The sequence below is a fragment of the Labilibaculum sp. K2S genome (assembly GCF_030372765.1).
In the GTDB taxonomy this organism is placed as follows: domain Bacteria; phylum Bacteroidota; class Bacteroidia; order Bacteroidales; family Marinifilaceae; genus Labilibaculum.
Window position 1 is genome coordinate 167,829 of sequence record NZ_JAUCMW010000004.1, and the last position, 16,525, is coordinate 184,353.

At 36.0% G+C, this 16,525-nt stretch carries 13 protein-coding genes and 3 riboswitches; of the genes, 4 read left to right on the forward strand and 9 right to left on the reverse strand.

Annotated elements, in window-relative coordinates; translation table 11 throughout:
- Positions 1 to 36: 36 nt before the first annotated feature.
- Positions 37 to 243, reverse strand: a riboswitch (cobalamin riboswitch).
- Positions 244 to 798: 555 nt separating this feature from the next.
- From QUH73_RS07935 to QUH73_RS07960, 6 genes are all read right to left on the reverse strand, one after another.
- Positions 799 to 2,913 carry a TonB-dependent receptor plug domain-containing protein gene (locus QUH73_RS07935; RefSeq protein WP_289529901.1) on the reverse strand — a complete coding sequence of 705 codons (2,115 nt, stop codon included), beginning with the start codon at positions 2,911 to 2,913 and terminating at the stop codon, positions 799 to 801.
- Between the two features lie 165 nt (positions 2,914 to 3,078).
- A riboswitch (cobalamin riboswitch) is annotated at positions 3,079 to 3,283 on the reverse strand.
- 96 nt (positions 3,284 to 3,379) lie between these two features.
- A complete protein-coding gene (locus QUH73_RS07940; RefSeq protein WP_289529902.1) occupies positions 3,380 to 4,546 on the reverse strand; it encodes an ABC transporter substrate-binding protein in 1,167 nt (388 codons plus the stop codon).
- 32 nt (positions 4,547 to 4,578) lie between these two features.
- A complete protein-coding gene (locus tag QUH73_RS07945; RefSeq protein WP_289529903.1) occupies positions 4,579 to 5,613 on the reverse strand; it encodes an ABC transporter ATP-binding protein in 1,035 nt (344 codons plus the stop codon).
- A 10-nt stretch (positions 5,614 to 5,623) separates the two neighbouring features.
- Complete coding sequence (locus tag QUH73_RS07950) at positions 5,624 to 6,679, reverse strand: iron ABC transporter permease (RefSeq protein ID WP_289529904.1); 1,056 nt, start codon at positions 6,677 to 6,679, stop codon at positions 5,624 to 5,626.
- A 7-nt stretch (positions 6,680 to 6,686) separates the two neighbouring features.
- Entirely contained in the window at positions 6,687 to 7,868 is a 1,182-nt protein-coding gene (locus QUH73_RS07955) for an ABC transporter substrate-binding protein (protein WP_289529905.1), read from the reverse strand.
- An 88-nt stretch (positions 7,869 to 7,956) separates the two neighbouring features.
- A riboswitch (cobalamin riboswitch) is annotated at positions 7,957 to 8,162 on the reverse strand.
- Between the two features lie 154 nt (positions 8,163 to 8,316).
- Entirely contained in the window at positions 8,317 to 9,315 is a 999-nt protein-coding gene (locus QUH73_RS07960; protein WP_289529906.1) for a TIM barrel protein, read from the reverse strand.
- Between the two features lie 427 nt (positions 9,316 to 9,742).
- On the opposite strand from QUH73_RS07960, the gene QUH73_RS07965 reads away from it, so the two are divergent.
- Complete coding sequence (locus tag QUH73_RS07965) at positions 9,743 to 10,339, forward strand: hypothetical protein (RefSeq protein ID WP_289529907.1); 597 nt, start codon at positions 9,743 to 9,745, stop codon at positions 10,337 to 10,339.
- 158 nt (positions 10,340 to 10,497) lie between these two features.
- Here the strand turns inward: QUH73_RS07965 and QUH73_RS07970 are convergent, their stop codons facing one another.
- Complete coding sequence (locus QUH73_RS07970) at positions 10,498 to 11,256, reverse strand: hypothetical protein (RefSeq protein WP_289529908.1); 759 nt, start codon at positions 11,254 to 11,256, stop codon at positions 10,498 to 10,500.
- Positions 11,257 to 11,921: 665 nt separating this feature from the next.
- Here QUH73_RS07970 and QUH73_RS07975 point away from each other — a divergent pair.
- Positions 11,922 to 12,275 carry a hypothetical protein gene (locus QUH73_RS07975; RefSeq protein ID WP_289529909.1) on the forward strand — a complete coding sequence of 118 codons (354 nt, stop codon included), beginning with the start codon at positions 11,922 to 11,924 and terminating at the stop codon, positions 12,273 to 12,275.
- Positions 12,276 to 12,280: 5 nt separating this feature from the next.
- Positions 12,281 to 12,532: a hypothetical protein gene (locus tag QUH73_RS07980; RefSeq protein ID WP_289529910.1), complete on the forward strand. Its 252-nt coding sequence runs from the start codon at positions 12,281 to 12,283 to the stop codon at positions 12,530 to 12,532.
- Between the two features lie 109 nt (positions 12,533 to 12,641).
- Here the strand turns inward: QUH73_RS07980 and QUH73_RS07985 are convergent, their stop codons facing one another.
- Entirely contained in the window at positions 12,642 to 14,015 is a 1,374-nt protein-coding gene (locus QUH73_RS07985; protein WP_289529911.1) for an MATE family efflux transporter, read from the reverse strand.
- Between the two features lie 288 nt (positions 14,016 to 14,303).
- Positions 14,304 to 14,588 (reverse strand): hypothetical protein, encoded by a 285-nt coding sequence (locus QUH73_RS07990; RefSeq protein ID WP_289529912.1) that lies wholly within the window; start codon positions 14,586 to 14,588, stop codon positions 14,304 to 14,306.
- 336 nt (positions 14,589 to 14,924) lie between these two features.
- On the opposite strand from QUH73_RS07990, the gene QUH73_RS07995 reads away from it, so the two are divergent.
- On the forward strand, positions 14,925 to 16,448 hold the full coding sequence (locus tag QUH73_RS07995; protein WP_289529913.1) for an efflux RND transporter periplasmic adaptor subunit: 1,524 nt from the start codon (positions 14,925 to 14,927) through the stop codon (positions 16,446 to 16,448).
- Positions 16,449 to 16,525 lie beyond the last annotated feature (77 nt).

The window sequence follows — 16,525 nt, forward strand, 5'->3', positions numbered from 1 at the left end:
TCAATCGTCTTCCAAACATCTTCTCCGAATGTTTTGAAAATTAAGTTTGCATTGGCAGGTCTTCTGACTTACTCAACTTTTTCGGCCTTCCCATTTCCAAAAAATAGAAACAGTGGCATTGTGGTGAAAAAGCTTTTTTATGAGCTTACAGCTACGGGAACAGTTCCGGACTTTAACCGGATTCCCTTTTCATCTCTATCTGATTAATTCAGATATATGAGAACCAATTGCATTGCAAATGTATAAAAAAAATCAAAATCAGATTTAGGAATCTCTTATTTATAAAATATTATAAAACACATTGCAAATCAACCACTAATAACCGGTAAACAATAAAAAAAAGGACATCCCAAAACTGGAACATCCCTTTTAAACTGAATAAAAATTGTTTTTAGAATCGATAAGCAAATTTGGCTGTTATCGATCGACCATACATATTATAACCATCTTTTTCGGTGTAATTTTCACCAAGCAAATTTGACAATATTAGTCCCAAAATATATCTATTTTTTAAAAAGTATGCTTTGTAAGCTTACAATTACCATTTCCTTTTTAAAAAGTATACCGTGTAAGGTTACAACTACCACTTTTCTTTTTAAAAGTATACTGTGTATGGTTGCAATTACCATTTTCTTTTTAGATAGTATAGCATGCAAGCTTACAATTGCTATTTCTTTTTTCGAAAGTATGCTTTGTAAGGAAACAAACGCCATTTTTTTTTCTGATAATGTGCCATGTAAGCTTACATAGATCATTTTATTATTGGAAAACAATGCGTGTAAGCTTACAAGTTATCTTTTAGAATTTATAACCGAACTTAGCAGTTATTGCTCTACCCGGCATATTGTATCCATCTTTTTCGGTATAGTTTTCATCGAACAAGTTAGCCACACTTAATCCAAGAGTATATTTTTCTTTGATCGTATAGCTTGCCGAATAATCAAAGACCATTGAAACCGGATGACGAAGAACTTTTTCGGTAACATTGGTTCGAACCGTATACCAATTATCTTCATATCTATGACCAATATAACGCGCATTTAAACGAGTAGAGAGTCCATTCAAATTATCGAATTCGATACCGAAATTGGCATTATTATCGCGAACATATCTCATCTGACTTTCTTCATTTTTATAAGTTCCATCAGTTTGTTTAACTCGCTGAGTTACTATCGCATCAATAATATGAGTGTAATTCGCATATAATTTCAAGGAATAATTGTAATCTGCCAATGCGCCGAAATCAAATGATGTTTCAATCTCAATTCCATCCATATCGGCAAAATTGGCATTCTTGTAAGTTTTATATTCATCCCCATTATATGCTGTGCCATCTGGATCGACAGAATAACGAACGATCATGTTCTTATGATGTGTTTTAAAATAAGTAAAATCGAAATTAAATCCTTTCGCAAAATTCTTATATTCAAATCCAGCATCAAAAGTATTACTTTGCTCATCCTTCAAATTTGGATTTCCCTTTGTGGTTCCATATGCAGTGGTATACAATCCTGCCTTTTGAAAAGCATCAGGAGCATAAAATGCATTTCCCCAACTTGAATGAATTGCTAATCCTTTAAGAAGTTCATATTTTACACCTACATTTTGTGTAAACACATTGTATTCCTCTGTACTTGCTTCATTCCCTAATAAATCGTCCGCTTCCAGTTTCAATTTCACCAAATCATATCTTGCCCCTATGGCAATATTCAATTTTCCATCTAAAGTATTTGTATTTATCTGACCAAAAATGCCGGTCGATACATTTTTATATTTTGGAGTAGAAGGGGCTGTAACATCACCCGAAGTATTCCAATTATTACTTTCGGAAACATCGTTTTTATTATCGATACCAAAAGCAAAAGAGTGCTCTCCTACTTTAAAGGCATCCTGAAAAATAAAGCCGTAGTTTTTATGAATACTCTCGGTATCGCCATAAACTGAATTGAAAGTGGTTGATTCCTCTTTGCTGTGAAAAGGGGATAAACTTAGCTTATGATTTCCTATTTTTCCCATTACATCAGCACTTGTAGTATACTTATTCATATCTTTTGAATTCATACCATACACATGCCAAAAAGAACCTGGTGTTTCAACATCATTGGCAATAAACACCGACTGATGAATATTGATCTTCCAGTTTTCGTTTAAAATAAAGCCTAAACGTGCACTGGCATTCTGTCTTTCAAATTGTGAATGCTCCATCCTCTCGCCGTAAGTAGTTGGGCCTAATATTGTTTCAGCATCGCTTTTACCAAAGAAATTCTTTTTCCCAATTTTATAATCCTTTCCTTGTTTTTGGTAATTGTAGCTCACATCAAAATCCATAGATTCAGACAAAGCACCACCGGCACTTAAACTACCTGTATATGTTTCGAAACTTCCGTAAGAAACGCTTGCATTTCCAGAAATACTTTGCGTACTTTCTTTGGTAACAATATTGATTACTCCAGCCATAGCCGAAGAACCATATTGTGCTGAGAAAGGGCCTTTTAAAATTTCAACCCGCTCTACATTCGACATATCAATTGTTGCAATATTTGTAGTTCCTGCAGGTTTTCCATCAATTAAAATCACATTGTATTTGTTTGATGTAGATGGTGCAAAACCTCTCATGCTAATAGCTGAAGAGATTCCTGGATATTGAATAATATCAACACCGGTAGTCTTTTTTAACAACTCACCCATATCAACTGCAGGAGTCGCTTCAATCATTCTTCGCGTAACCACCTCAACCTTTTGAGGAAGATCCTTCATTTTTGCATTTACACGTGATGCGTTAATCTTAACTTCTGATAAATTCAGGTGTCTCACTGCCGTCGTATCTTTGGCAGGACTTGGAATCTCATCAGCTTTTACTGCAGAATTTAATAATGACAGCAATGCAAAAGCCGTTAAAAATGTTCTTTTCATGTCTTTTAAGAATAAATGAAAATAAGTTTAACTAATGCAATGCAGACAGGGAGCTAAAAGAAAATTTCACAACATGACATAGAGAACCGGTTATGGCAGATCAATCCTTGTATCAATGTTCGATAAAGTTTTCGTTCACTTGCTCTTTTTCCCGAAAGCAATGACTTAAAATTGATTGCAAAGGCAGGTCTTCTGACTTGTTCTACTTTTTGAGGCCTTCCCATTCCAAAATCGGAACAGTGGCATAGGTCTTTCAAAAAGCTCTTTAGAACTTACAGCTACGGGTATAGTCTCGGATTTTCACCGAATTCCCTTTTCATTTCATTCCTGAATAATGAGGAACAAAATACCAAATGCGACGCAAATGTATGATTTTTTTTATTGCACAAAATAATTTTTTCAGAAATAAAAGAAACTTTATTTGATCCTCTCTGAAAATGAAGGCAATATATTATTGTTCATTATGTTAATTCAGATTATTCATATAATACGTTGTGTCCTGAGGCAATAAATCAGGATGTAGAACCTGTATGAAATCTTTCAATACAAGATCAGGTCTAAGACTGCCGGTCTCCCACCAATCACTGGCTCCATAATCATTAGTTCTTTTGTAGATATTGTAAATCTCTTTGTTCTTAAAGGCTTTAAACTGAGTGAATATTTCGCCGCTGTTTTCAATATCATTTAAGCTTTTACTGATTCCAGGATAAATCCAGATATCTGCTTGACTGCATTGATCCAAAACGGATTCTACACTCATTGGAATGTTCCCTCTTGTTTCATCATCAAAAAGAAAATAATTGGCTCCAGCATCCCTCAAATAGCTTACCATATAATTCTTGCCACCAGGAACATACCATATTCCTTTATAGCTCCATCCCAACAAAATATTTGGTTTCGTTTTAAGATTTACCACTTTGGCCTTGAGCTGTTTGTAATTCATTTCAGTCTGCTTAAATAAAGAATCGGCCAACTTTTCTTTGTTAAAAAAGGCCGCTGTAAATTTCAACCATTCAGCTCTTCCCAATGGCGTTTCTTCCATCCAGCTTAATGAATATGCCAACTTAAAACCAAGCTCCGCCAACTGCTCCTCCCCAGCTTTCACCCCATTTAAAGCGGATAAAACAATTAATTCCGGATTCAACTCAACAATTTGCTCGATATCCACATTCTTATTGTGTGCTCCGCCTAAATTTGCAATATCACCCCTCTTTACTTTTTCTGAAATACTTTTATTGTAGACTTTCTCTGCACGTGTCATTCCTAATAACTTATTTTCCAATCCAAGCTTAACAATCGGACCAATATGTGTGTTGGAAAATGTACACACAGAATTTACAGGAACCTTAACTACAACTATTCCATCAGGAAGATTTTCAGGAATGCTCTTATTTCTTGGAATTAAGGCATACTCTTTCCATACAACATCCTTCTGCCAAGGATTATAAACACTTATTTTCTTATAATTCTCTTTCTTTTCAATTGTAAATCCTTTTGCATACAATATCGAACTGGTAAACTCATAACCATTGTATTCCTGCTCAGAGATGAATTCCTTTTCACCTTTTCTTTCCTTAGCATTACATGCATAAAGGCACAACAAACCCAGTACAAGAACAATTCTTTGTATCATTTTCTTTGCATTTGTGAATAGTCCGTTAGATATTAGTCGTGGATAAAGAAAGTTCGGAGATAGGCCAGCAGTTCCTGAATGCTTTGGCATTTTTTCATCTCTCCATTTCGATGAATTTCCCACTCCATGGTATCTTCAAGCAACTTAACAGAACAATTACCAGCTTCTTCGCAAGTAACCTGATAACCTTCACGGGACAATGCCCTTTGTGTCCAGAACCCCATTACATCATTACCCAAAACCTGAATGATCTGTTTTTTCTGATAATTCATAATGAAATTTCCTGTCTTACGATCAAAGATGAATGATTTATTATGGAAAGTCTCTTCGATGCTTCCATTCAAAACCAAATCCTCAGGAGCACCAACTTTAATCGTCTGCCCCAGTGCCATTAACCAAATAACATCAGCAGCCTGAAGAGCTAAATCCAATTCGTGGGTAGAAAGTAAAATTGCCTTATTGGTTTCACGAGCCAAACGATGCAACAATCGCATAATGTCAACACGGTTTGGCAAATCCAAATGTGCAGTAGGTTCATCAAGCATGATTAACGGGGTATCCTGTGCCAAAGCCTTGGCGATCATCACACGTTGTCGTTCTCCATCACTCAACTGATTGATAAAATGATCAGCATAATGCAATAAACCAACTTGTTCCAATGCCCATTTAATTTTATCGTTATCCTCTTCCGATAAACGTCCCATCCATGAAGTATAAGGATGTCGACCCAAAGAAACGATATGGTAAACGGTGAGGTTTCCCACATTAATTCGCTCGGTTAAAACAATGCTGAGCAATTGGGCAATCTCTTTAAAATTCCGATCACGAATAGGTATCCCTTCTACTAAGGTACATCCCGCCAAGGGGGTTTGAATGCCGGCAATGGTTCGCATAAGAGTTGATTTACCCGCTCCGTTCGGGCCCAAAAGACAGACCATCTCGCCCCGCCTGATTGTCAGGTTGATATCTGAAAGCAAGCATAACTGTTCCTTTTTCCCTTGTTTGTATCCAATGGAAAGATCCTGAGTTACCAGTATGTCTTTTTGTACTTCTTTAATTTCACTCATAACCCAATCCTTACCCGGCAAAAGAAGCCTTCACATTTCTACTACGCATAATCACCCAAATTACAACCGGCCCTCCAAACAATGCTGTTACCGAATTAATTGGTAATGTATTTTGATTTCCCGGTATTTGGGAAATAATATCACAAGCAAGCATGATAGCCGCACCAATTAATATTACTGCCGGCATTAGTACTTTATGACTTGCAGTTCTGAAAATAGATCGTGCTATATGCGGCACAGCAACACCAACAAAAGCAATAGGCCCAGTAAATGCGGTTAATGTTCCAGCAATTAATGCCGTACTAATAATAACGGCTATACGAGTCTTATTAACTGATATTCCAACTCCCCGCGCATAATTCTCACCCAACAAAAGTGCATCCAATGGTTTTATCAGAAAAAAAGCAATGATCAAGCCACTAAAAACAATGGGTACCATTACTTTCATTTCGGTCCATGTAACACCTGCCAAACTGCCAAAAGTCCATACGATAAAACTTTGTATCTGCTCCGGATCGCTAAAATATTGCAAAATATTTACCACAGCACCGGTGATACTCCCAAACATGATTCCAATAATCAGCAGCGAAACACTATCAGATATTTTAAGAGAGGCCAAAGCAACCAGCATGAATACCAAGGATGCACCAACAACTGCAGCAACAACCAAAGCCCAACTACCCAGAAAAGCCGAAATTACACCAAAAGCAACCGGCATTAATGCCGATGCCATTACCATTAAAGCAACTCCCAAACTTGCCCCGGAACTAATTCCCAAAACGTAAGGCCCGGCCAATGGATTTCTGAAAAGTGTCTGCATCATTAAGCCTGTAACCGATAATCCGGCTCCAACAAAAATAGCAGTTAAAGCTTTCGGCAAACGAAAATTTAAAATGATGTAGTTCCATGAGCTTTTCACATCAGCACCATATAGAATTGCAAACACCTTTTTAAAGGGAATGTTTACACTTCCGAATATCAAATCCAACAGGAAAATACCACAAATTAGAAGGAAGAGAATCCCAAATATAAGCGAAAACAATCTTCCATTTTTATTCAACAGCATAGCTCTCCTATTTCAATTGTTGATAGTAATACAATTCGTAATTTGGCAGCAATTCGGGATGTAGAATCTTAATCACATCTTTAAATACAACATCGGGTTGCATTACACCAGACTCAAACCAATCATTGGCGCCGCTATCTTTCATTCGTTTTGTTGAACAAAAAACATGAGCTGTTTTATACGATCGAAATAAGGTGTAGCGCTCATCCATGTTTTTCATATCCTCCAAAGTTCTGCATTGTCCGGGGCCAAACCAAATATCGGCCTCTCCCTGCTTATCGAAAACAACCTCAAAACTTAATGGCATACTACCACTTGTGCTATCAGAAAACCAACAGTAATCTGCTTTTCCGTCGCGAAGGAATTGCGCCAAATAGCTTTGTCCGCCTGGCATATACCAAGTGCCTTTAAAATTATAGCCCGAAAGAATACTTGGTTTATTTTCAACATTTTCCACCAATATCTTTAAATCATTGTATCTCTTTTCCACAGCATTAAAATGTTTTTCGGCCTCAGCCTCCTCATTAAAAAAGGCTGCAATAAATTTTGCCCATTCAGCACGTGCCAAGGGAGAAGTTTCCATCCACTCTATATTATAAGCAACCGGCAAACCTGCTTTCATTAATTTAGTTTCCTTGTCGGTGATGTTCATAAAACCGGCAACCATTACCAATTCAGGATCCAGCTCAACAATTTTCTCGAAATTAAGACTTTCCGAATGACCTACCGCCTGTATCGTTCCATCCTGAGCCTTTTTATCCAACTCTTCATCGTAAATACGATCGCGCAAAGAAACTGCAACAATTCGATCCTGAACGTTTAAGAACTTTAAAATTCCGATTTGTGTACTCGAAAGAGCTGCAATACTTCTTACAGGAACCTCAACCAACAAACCATCAGTTGGAATATCTATGGCTAACTTTTCAGACCGATTCTTGAGATAATACTTTTGAAATATTTTTCCTTCGTTCCAAGGATCCCAAACAATCAATTCTTTTAAGCCATTGGCAAGAAGTTTAATTTGAAAACCTTTGGCGTACTTTAATTGAGATTGATGATAAAAAGATGAATCAACGACTGAATTATCAGCTTGCTTTTCTTTCTTTTTTAGATTGCCGGATTGACAGGAAATAGTACCCAACAATAGAATCAGGAGTAATGCCCAGCAGCTTGATTTTAATAAATTCATTTTCTTCCACAATAATTGTGGGGATAGCAGACGAGAAAATACAATTGCTACAATTATACCTTCGTTACTCAGTTCCCCGAAGTTACGAAATAGTTCAATTTATTAGGCAGGTCTTCTGGCTTTACCCAATTCTGACGCCTTCCCATGTAAAACTACATTCACATAGTGGCTGATTTGTCAGAACTTATCAATGAAAAATCATTGAGGGCTTACAGCTGCGGGGACAGCTCCGGTATTGCACCGGATTCCCATTTTAATTCTCAAAAGAGAGAAACCCAATTCCTGCAAATCTATGGAATATTTCGGAAAAAGAAGAGGTTTTAAAAAAGCAATCAGGAATAACTGTAGTACAAAAACAAAAAGACTGATTCGTATTGAACGAAACAGTCTTTATTATAAGGTGTAGAAATGTGAAAAATGCTATTGAAAGACACCCAATGGTATTTCACTAGCGTAAGGAATTCATCTGAATATCCAATTTCTCTGAATATTCATGAATATCTTTTGTAATAAATTCGTGTATTACATTTTCTGGCGTAAGCTCCTGAATGATCTCCTTTACCCTATTGGATTGAAATGGTAAATGCTGATCAATCTGCAGAACATGATTACGTGCTGTAGTATATTTCTCCGTATGATTTAAGTCTGACCATCCTATTGGTAAACCAGTCATAACTTGTTTCGTTTGATATTCTCCGGATAAACTCAAATTCAAATGCAGACTCTTAATTTTCGCCTGAATATCTTTCGACAATCGTGATATCCGATCCAAAACAAAATCAATGGCCTCATCTTCGCATCTCAATGCAATATTCGTATTCATTAAATGTCCCGTATCCAAAAGTAAGTTCCAATTTGAAAAATCCAATCGGGATGCAAAGTCATCGGCCTCGGCAGGAAACAAAAAATCGAGACCTGGCCACCATAAATTTTCAATAGCTAGTGTAACCGGAGGTTCTCCATTACCAAACTCCTTAGCCGTTCTGTTCAACATTTCTGAGAAACTTGCCAATACCTCGGTACTTTTATAAGTAAAATCGCGTGTAAAAGCATGTTCCAATTCTACATGTGCCGCGTGTATAACAGCATGAGCTGGTTGAAAATGTGCTGCGTATTCCCACAACCTTTTCTGAGAAGCAATCATTTCTGCAGCATTCTTACCTCCGCAACAAAACTGCAAATGCTCTGCTGACATATTGGGAAAATAATATTTGGCAGCATCCTCTCCTTTTCGCCAAACATCTAACCAGGTTATCCAAAATGGCAAATGAACACTTTTAACTATTCCTTTTGGTATTTCTTCGGATGGAGAATCATAACCTATTAGTAATTCTACCCCATCTATATTTTTGTCAGTAATATATTCTTGTAATCCTTTCCATCCGTTCTCAAAACGATTCAAATCGGATGCATGAACCGAGAAGTCCATTAAATTTTTATAATTCATATATAATAATGTATTTTTCATCAACACTAGCACAAAACTAAGGGGCTGTTTAAAAATTCACATCAAAAATAGTCTTAAATGATCATTTTAACACCCCCCTGACTATCTATTTTTGAATCCTTTTTTTACCCTCCGGGTAAAAAAATGACGTTTTGGCCATTTTTTGCAAAATTCGAAAACGTTATCATAAAAACTAATTTGCCGTTTAATGGTTAATAATGACAAATTTCTTTATTAAATCATTGTAACGCAAACAATTTCGGGAGCTTCCGCAACCGTTTTAAGTTGTTTTTTTTGTTATTTATTCAATTTATGGAATTATTATTTAGATCATTTCTATGATTTATTTCTAGATTTACAATGTCAGCCAATCACAAATAACCGATGGTTGATTTAGTAAATTATTACTCATTTAAATTTAAAAAAGATGAAAACAAAAAACACATTTAAAGGATTGGTATTGGGAGTAATACTATTCTTAGGGACAAGTTCAGCATTTGCAACCGGAAACATCCGAATTAACCCTTATTTGGATACTGATTTATCAATTGTATCTATTATCAATCCAACCGAATCATTTCTTAAAATGAAGATTTACGATGAAGCTGGAAACTTGTATTATTCAAACAAAGTAAGTGGTGAAACAACAGCTCAAAAATTGTTTGATTTCTCTTATCTTGAAGATGGTACATACAAAATCGTTTTAACTGGTAAAGGAGATAATATTGAAAAAGAATTTGTAGTTGCCAACAACAAACTTGTTGCAGAATTAGCTGAGAACACTGCAGAAAAAACTCTTTTTAGAACAGAGGATAATAATTTGTTTGTAACCTACCTTTCTTTTGAAAACACAGCATTCAACATTTCAATAAATGATGAATTTGGAAATGAAGTATTTAATGGCTCTTATGCATCAGAACCGACTTTCTCTAAAAAATTCAATGTAGAAGCATTGCCAAAAGGAGATTATAAAGTTCGTTTAGTGTCTGACAAAAAAGAGTACAATTATGCCTTCAGAAAATAGTGACCAAAGTGGTTCAAGTGACCAGATGATTCAAAAGAATCAATCCTATATAATAAGTGTAAGCCCAGAGAAATCGGACCTACACTTATTTTTTTTACTTTATAAAAAATACCTCCAAAAGGAGGAATTCCATTATTTCTCAATAATTACCACTCTTCTTACTCAGGCACAGTTTCTTTTGAAACAGGAATTTCACCAACTGGTGCTGTAGATGTTCCCTTCTTTTTCGATTCAATTTTGGAATTTATTTTACGAACCTTATGAATCAAGCAGCTAAACATATACTCTTCGGCTTTCGGTTCATCCTCTTTCATGAGCATTTTTCCTGTTTTCGAGATATCACTTAACTGCTTCCAAAAACGATTCAATTCGGCATTGTTATCAACAACCAATTGCTTGCGCTCACTGGTTTTTTGTTCCTGTAATAAATTTAAATCATACACTTTTTGAGTCATCTGCTCCAGCTCAGTACCCAAGCTATCCTTATAGCCTTTGTCTTTTAATACTTCAAGATTCCTAGCAATATTTTGTTGAATCATTTTCGCTTTTGCACAATAACCTTCAACATTCCTTAAACGGATCATTTTCTTCGCTTCTTTCACACCAAAATCAGATGCTTTAACAAGCATTAACTTATTTGCACGTTGAGTATAAGCCGAAATCAATTCCAACTTATGAAGAATTGCATCAAGACCGCTATACAAATCAGAAGTAATTTTTTTAATCTCAGCAGTTTGTGTTTTCGACTGAGTAAGATCGGCCACACGATGAATTCCAGCCTGAAAATCAGCAACAAAACCATCATTAAACTCCGACGAAAAGTTTTCAAACTTTTCACGGTCACGCAAAAATAATTGCAATAGAATCTCTCCCACTACTGGCAGTTCTTCTTGTCTGAATTTATAATATAAACCCATGTGTAAATAATTAGTTTGATTAATACTATATTGATTTTAAAATAATTTGTTCCAAATCTCAACTAACAAACTCCCCAAGCACACTTCTTATTTATTTTAAAGCTTTGCACTCAAAACAAATAACAGACCTACAAAATTTCACCTTTTCAATTCAATAACTTAAATACTATTTTCACTCCCTTTAACTACATTACAAGTCCCTTGAGTTACATTTCAACTCCCCCGAGCTACATTATATGTCCCTTTGCCAACAATCCGAATCCCCGAAGCTGCATTTACAGTCCCTTAACTAACATATAAAGTACTTTAACCAACATTTAAACTCCCTTTTGTAACAACGGCAGTGAAAGAGAGTAATTTTTCAATCACAAAGCCGGAAATCCCCATCTAACCAACAAAATCCTTAATAAAACCAGCACCACAACCAACTACTTATCAGTTATTAAAAGTGATGTCAGACAAAAAGAACGACAAAACAATCAGCAGATAGGGATAGACCCATTTAAAGTATACCTAAATTAGTTTATTCCGTATAATTCATCAAATATTTTAACATTAATCTTACATATAATAAAACCCCGCAAAACATTCAATTGTAAGAACAATTAAATGAGAAACACCTTTGAAAATATGATTTTTCCCAAAACAATAACACATGAATTCCTGTGGATATTTCAGAAGCAGACAAGGATATTCAAGCTGAATTTTATTTCGGAAATCCGGATGAAAACTGTGTTGAATTTACTCAGGGAAGAGATCTTGAGTCGAAAAACGATAAGAATGGTTTGGTTAACTTCTTTATCTATCCTGTTTTGGACGAAAATGGAAAACCAAGCACAAGTTACAGCAAGGAATTCTCATTTAAAGAAATTGAGTATTTTTTGAACTTAAAAAACTGTTATATAACACATTATACTCAAACAAAAACATTTACTAAAATAAATAAGAAAAAATATATTCACTTTCTTTTCAGGATAAAAAAACGTATTTTTACGCCCAATTATACCACTATAAATTAATTATTATGAAAAAATTATTATTTGCTATTGCCATCTGCGGATTCGTATTTACTTCTTGTGGAAACAAAACTAAAGCTGCTGCTTCTGAAGAAACAACTGAAGCTACTACAGAATCTGTAAAAGATTCTACTAAATGTTGTTCAGCTAAAGCTGAATGTGCAAAAGATACTACAGCAACAGAAGATGTAAGCGCTACAGATGAAGTTGATGTTGAAGAAGTTGATGTTGAAGAAGTTGCTGCTGAAGAAGCAAAATAAGAATGTGCTCTGCCTGCTCAAAAGAATGCTGCAGGAAACAAACAGTACACAAAAAGTAAAAATCAGCCATGGAGTTTTTCTCTATGGCTTTTTTTATTACAAACTGAAATTACTTTTTTCCTGCCTGCAAAAGTTTATTGGAAAGCCCTCTAAACCGAAACATGAACAGAAAAGAGGCTACTCCCAGTCCGGCAGGTAGTCCCCACCAAATTCCCACCTCATGCATACCAAAAACAAAGGCACACAAATATCCGGTAGGTAACGAAACCAGGAAGTAAGCAATAAATGTAAGTAATGTAGGAATATTCACATCCGACATTCCCCTTAAAATACTTCCAAATACAATTTGAAGAGCATCAAAAAACTGATAGATTACCATTACAATCAGAAACTGAGCTGTTAATTGAATAACTGCCGGTTCCTGCGTAAACCAGGTGGGCAAAATATGACGCAGGCTTACAAAAAGTATGCACATAACAACAACTATTCCCAACACCAAATGAACTGCAGCCCAACCGGAATTCTTCATTTCTCGGATACGCTTCTCTCCCAACAAGGACGAAATTCGGATGGTTGTGCTTGCCGCGATTCCCTGATAAATCATAAAACTAACCGTAGATAAACTCAATACAATTTGATGTGCGGCCAATCCTTCCACACTAATCCACCCCATCATTATGGTACTCAGCATAAATGCCGAAGCTTCCATTACCAGCTGAGAGCCAATGGGTATACCCAATTGCCAAATGCGCCAAAAATCTTTCAAACAATAAACCGATTCCTTGATCATTTCCCGATATGGCTTAAAAAATCCTCCAGTCCTAAAAACCCAAAAAAAAGCAATTGCCATAAAAGCACGGGCAATTAAGGTTCCATAACCCGCTCCGTTTAAACCCATTGCCGGAAAACCAAATTTCCCGTTAATCAATATATAGTTTGCAGCTACATTCACCAAATTGGCAAGCAACATGATATTCATAGCCACTTTAGTATTGGCAAGTCCTTCGCCAAATTGCTTGTATCCCATAAAAATCATCATGGGCAATATACTGGCGGCCAAAATCCACAAATAACTTTTCGCATCAGTAATAATTTCCGATGGCTGTCCCATTCTTCCCATAAACAGGCTAAGAAATAAAATTACAGCGGTAAGTAATATGCCCATAAATATCATTGCCAGCATACCGTTTTTAAACCACGATCCTATTTTCAATTTCTTGAAATCGCCTCTGGCCTCGCCTACCAAAGGAGTAATTGAATATGAAAATCCGGTGCCGAAAATAATCACCAACCAGAAAATTGTATTGGCAAAAGAAGCTGCCGCAAGTTCGTGAGTTCCCAAATGACCGATCATCATGTTGTCAACCAATCCCACTGTAATTTGTCCCAATTGCGCTAATACTACCGGCAATCCAAGTTTTACAATTGGACCGTAATGAGGTAAATAAGCTTGTAAGGAAAAGGCTTTCGAAATTCTATTCATGCTAAATTAAAATGTAACGCTAAAATAAGTTGGATATTCTATTTGGGGAAGGACATCTGTCTTTGAGCCGACAAATGTAAACATCACAATTGAATGCTCCAATTCCAATTGAGGAAATACAATTTTTCCAATCAGACAACTAGCTGTTTTTGTTCATTAAATTGTAATCCCAACAATCAGGTATTGGATATCAGTCAGCGAACATCTATATTTGTTGCATATTTGTCGAAAATGAGGAATTTCAAGAAACAAATGTTATGTCTGCTTATGCTAATACCGATGTTGGTATTACTTGCGCATGATGTAATTCCTCACAACCACAATCATAACACCACCGAAGGTCAGCAAATTTCGATTATTCACGTTCATCAGCATGTGAAATGCAATACCTGCAATCATCACAATCATGGTGAAACGAACTGGAACCATCAAAATGAAAAAAACAGTGAATCTTGCTGCATTCTGACCCATAATAGAGTTCAGCAAGAAATCAAATATCAGATTTTCCTTAAAGCTGATGCAATCCGACTTGATTCGGAAAACATACAAAAAGTCAAAAGATTCCGGGTTCATAACTACAAACTTATTCCGGAACCACTCCGGTTTTCCCCTCACAGAAGAGGTCCTCCAAATTCAATTTTAGTGTAGAGTACCGATAATTACAAATTATCAGCGGGCAGAATATCCAATGGACAGAACTCTATTGAGATAATAGATATACCTAATAATTAACGGTATAAAAAAACCCACAAATCTGCAATAAAACCAATGTTACAATCACAAGTTTTATGCTGTAATACCGATTCATATTTGAAATAATTTCCATCTGCGCAATCCCGATGCATTCGGGACGGCACTCTATTGACTTATTTTGAGGTGAATTTGGCATCATACAAAAATACAAATACAATGAAACAATATATATGGATAAGCTTTTGCTTATCAATGCTATTAAGCGCCTGTCAACCTTCAGCCAGTTCAAACACTGATCACGAGGGTCACGATCATTCTGCCGGTGCGGAAGTGCACGAAGATCACGCCACAGAAAGCCTGACATTATTTAATGACCAGACAGAACTTTTTGTTGAGTTTCCTACTTTGATGATGGGACATGCAAGTCAATTTTTAACTCACTTCACCAATTTGGAAAGCTACAAACCATACACAGAAGGAAAGTTAACCGTCAGCCTGATAAAAGGGGGAAAAGTAGTTCGTCAAACAGTAGAAGCACCGGCAAGAGAAGGAATATTTACTCCAAATGTACAGGCAAAAGAAGCAGGAGTCTACACTCTTGTATTTGATATTGAATCGAAATATGGGAAAGAACAATTCTCAGCTAAAAATATTCGTGTTTATAAAGATCACGAAGAGGCAGAATTGGCAGAAACTACTGAAGCTACCGAAGGAATAAATTTCCTAAAAGAGCAAGCCTGGAAAATCGATTTTGCGACTTCCGAAGCTAAATTGAGTCCTTTTCAGCAAATCATTAAAACAACCGGTATTTTACTTCCATCTGTTAATATGGAAAAACAAATTGTTGCCAAAAGCAACGGTATCATTCATTTTCAATCGCAGGATCTTGTTCCCGGCAAAACCATTAAAAAGAACGATCCGATATTCAATCTTTCAGGAAACGGCTTGGCTGGTAATAATATTTCCACTCAATTTACCGAGGCAAAAACCAGTCTGGAAAAAGCTAAATCAGCTTTCGAGAGAGCTAAAACACTACACGAAGATCAAATTATATCCGAAAAAGATTTTGTGGAAGCAAAAAGCAATTTCGAGAACGCAACTGTAAATTTTGAGAACATTAATAAAGATTACAATTCAAATGGTTTTCTCATCTCATCTCCCGTTAATGGATTTATTTGTGATGTTTATGTGAACGAAGGACAGTATGTTAAAAAAGGAGATGTATTGGCTAAAGTAGATCAGGGATCTAAATTATTACTAAAAGCAGATGTGTATCAGAAACATCTTCAGCAATTGAAACACATTAAATCAGCAAACTTTAAATTACCGTATAGCGAACAAATATTCGATACAGAAAAGCTGAACGGAAGATTAATAGCCTACGGTAAAGACATACATGAAGATGATTATACAACACCTCTGTATTTTGAATTGGACTTAACTCCCGAATTATACGCCGGATCGTTCGTTGAAGTTTATCTGAAATCAGAAAGATCGTCAAATGTTCTTCATATCGAAAAGTCAGCGGTTCTGGAAGATCAGGGACTAAAATATGTATTTGTGCAATTATCCGGCGAAAGCTTCGAAAAACGATTTGTAACTATTGGTATTAGTAACGGTCAGGAAGTAGAAATTATTTCAGGACTTAAAGTCGGCGAGCGTGTTGTAAGCAAGGGTGCTTATTTTGTAAAACTTGCCTCAATGGCAGGTGCATTGCCAGCACATACGCACGAGCATTAAACTTTGATGCAAGTGTATTTTAGGAATGCACAAAAAAGCAGGTTTAACTAAAACTGATACAAAAAATTTAAAATAGA

Bases quoted from the DNA above. Each gene is read 5' to 3' on its own strand.
- QUH73_RS07985 (WP_289529911.1), bottom strand. From the start codon at position 14,015: ATGAATAGAATTTCGAAAGCCTTTTCCTTACAAGCTTATTTACCTCAT.
- QUH73_RS07965 (WP_289529907.1), top strand. From the start codon at position 9,743: ATGAAAACAAAAAACACATTTAAAGGATTGGTATTGGGAGTAATACTA.
- QUH73_RS07950 (WP_289529904.1), bottom strand. From the start codon at position 6,679: ATGCTGTTGAATAAAAATGGAAGATTGTTTTCGCTTATATTTGGGATT.
- QUH73_RS07940 (WP_289529902.1), bottom strand. From the start codon at position 4,546: ATGATACAAAGAATTGTTCTTGTACTGGGTTTGTTGTGCCTTTATGCA.
- QUH73_RS07945 (WP_289529903.1), bottom strand. From the start codon at position 5,613: ATGAGTGAAATTAAAGAAGTACAAAAAGACATACTGGTAACTCAGGAT.
- QUH73_RS07990 (WP_289529912.1), bottom strand. From the start codon at position 14,588: ATGAACCCGGAATCTTTTGACTTTTTGTATGTTTTCCGAATCAAGTCG.
- QUH73_RS07955 (WP_289529905.1), bottom strand. From the start codon at position 7,868: ATGAATTTATTAAAATCAAGCTGCTGGGCATTACTCCTGATTCTATTG.
- QUH73_RS07970 (WP_289529908.1), bottom strand. From the start codon at position 11,256: ATGGGTTTATATTATAAATTCAGACAAGAAGAACTGCCAGTAGTGGGA.
- QUH73_RS07935 (WP_289529901.1), bottom strand. From the start codon at position 2,913: ATGAAAAGAACATTTTTAACGGCTTTTGCATTGCTGTCATTATTAAAT.
- QUH73_RS07995 (WP_289529913.1), top strand. From the start codon at position 14,925: ATGAAACAATATATATGGATAAGCTTTTGCTTATCAATGCTATTAAGC.
- QUH73_RS07980 (WP_289529910.1), top strand. From the start codon at position 12,281: ATGAAAAAATTATTATTTGCTATTGCCATCTGCGGATTCGTATTTACT.
- QUH73_RS07960 (WP_289529906.1), bottom strand. From the start codon at position 9,315: ATGAATTATAAAAATTTAATGGACTTCTCGGTTCATGCATCCGATTTG.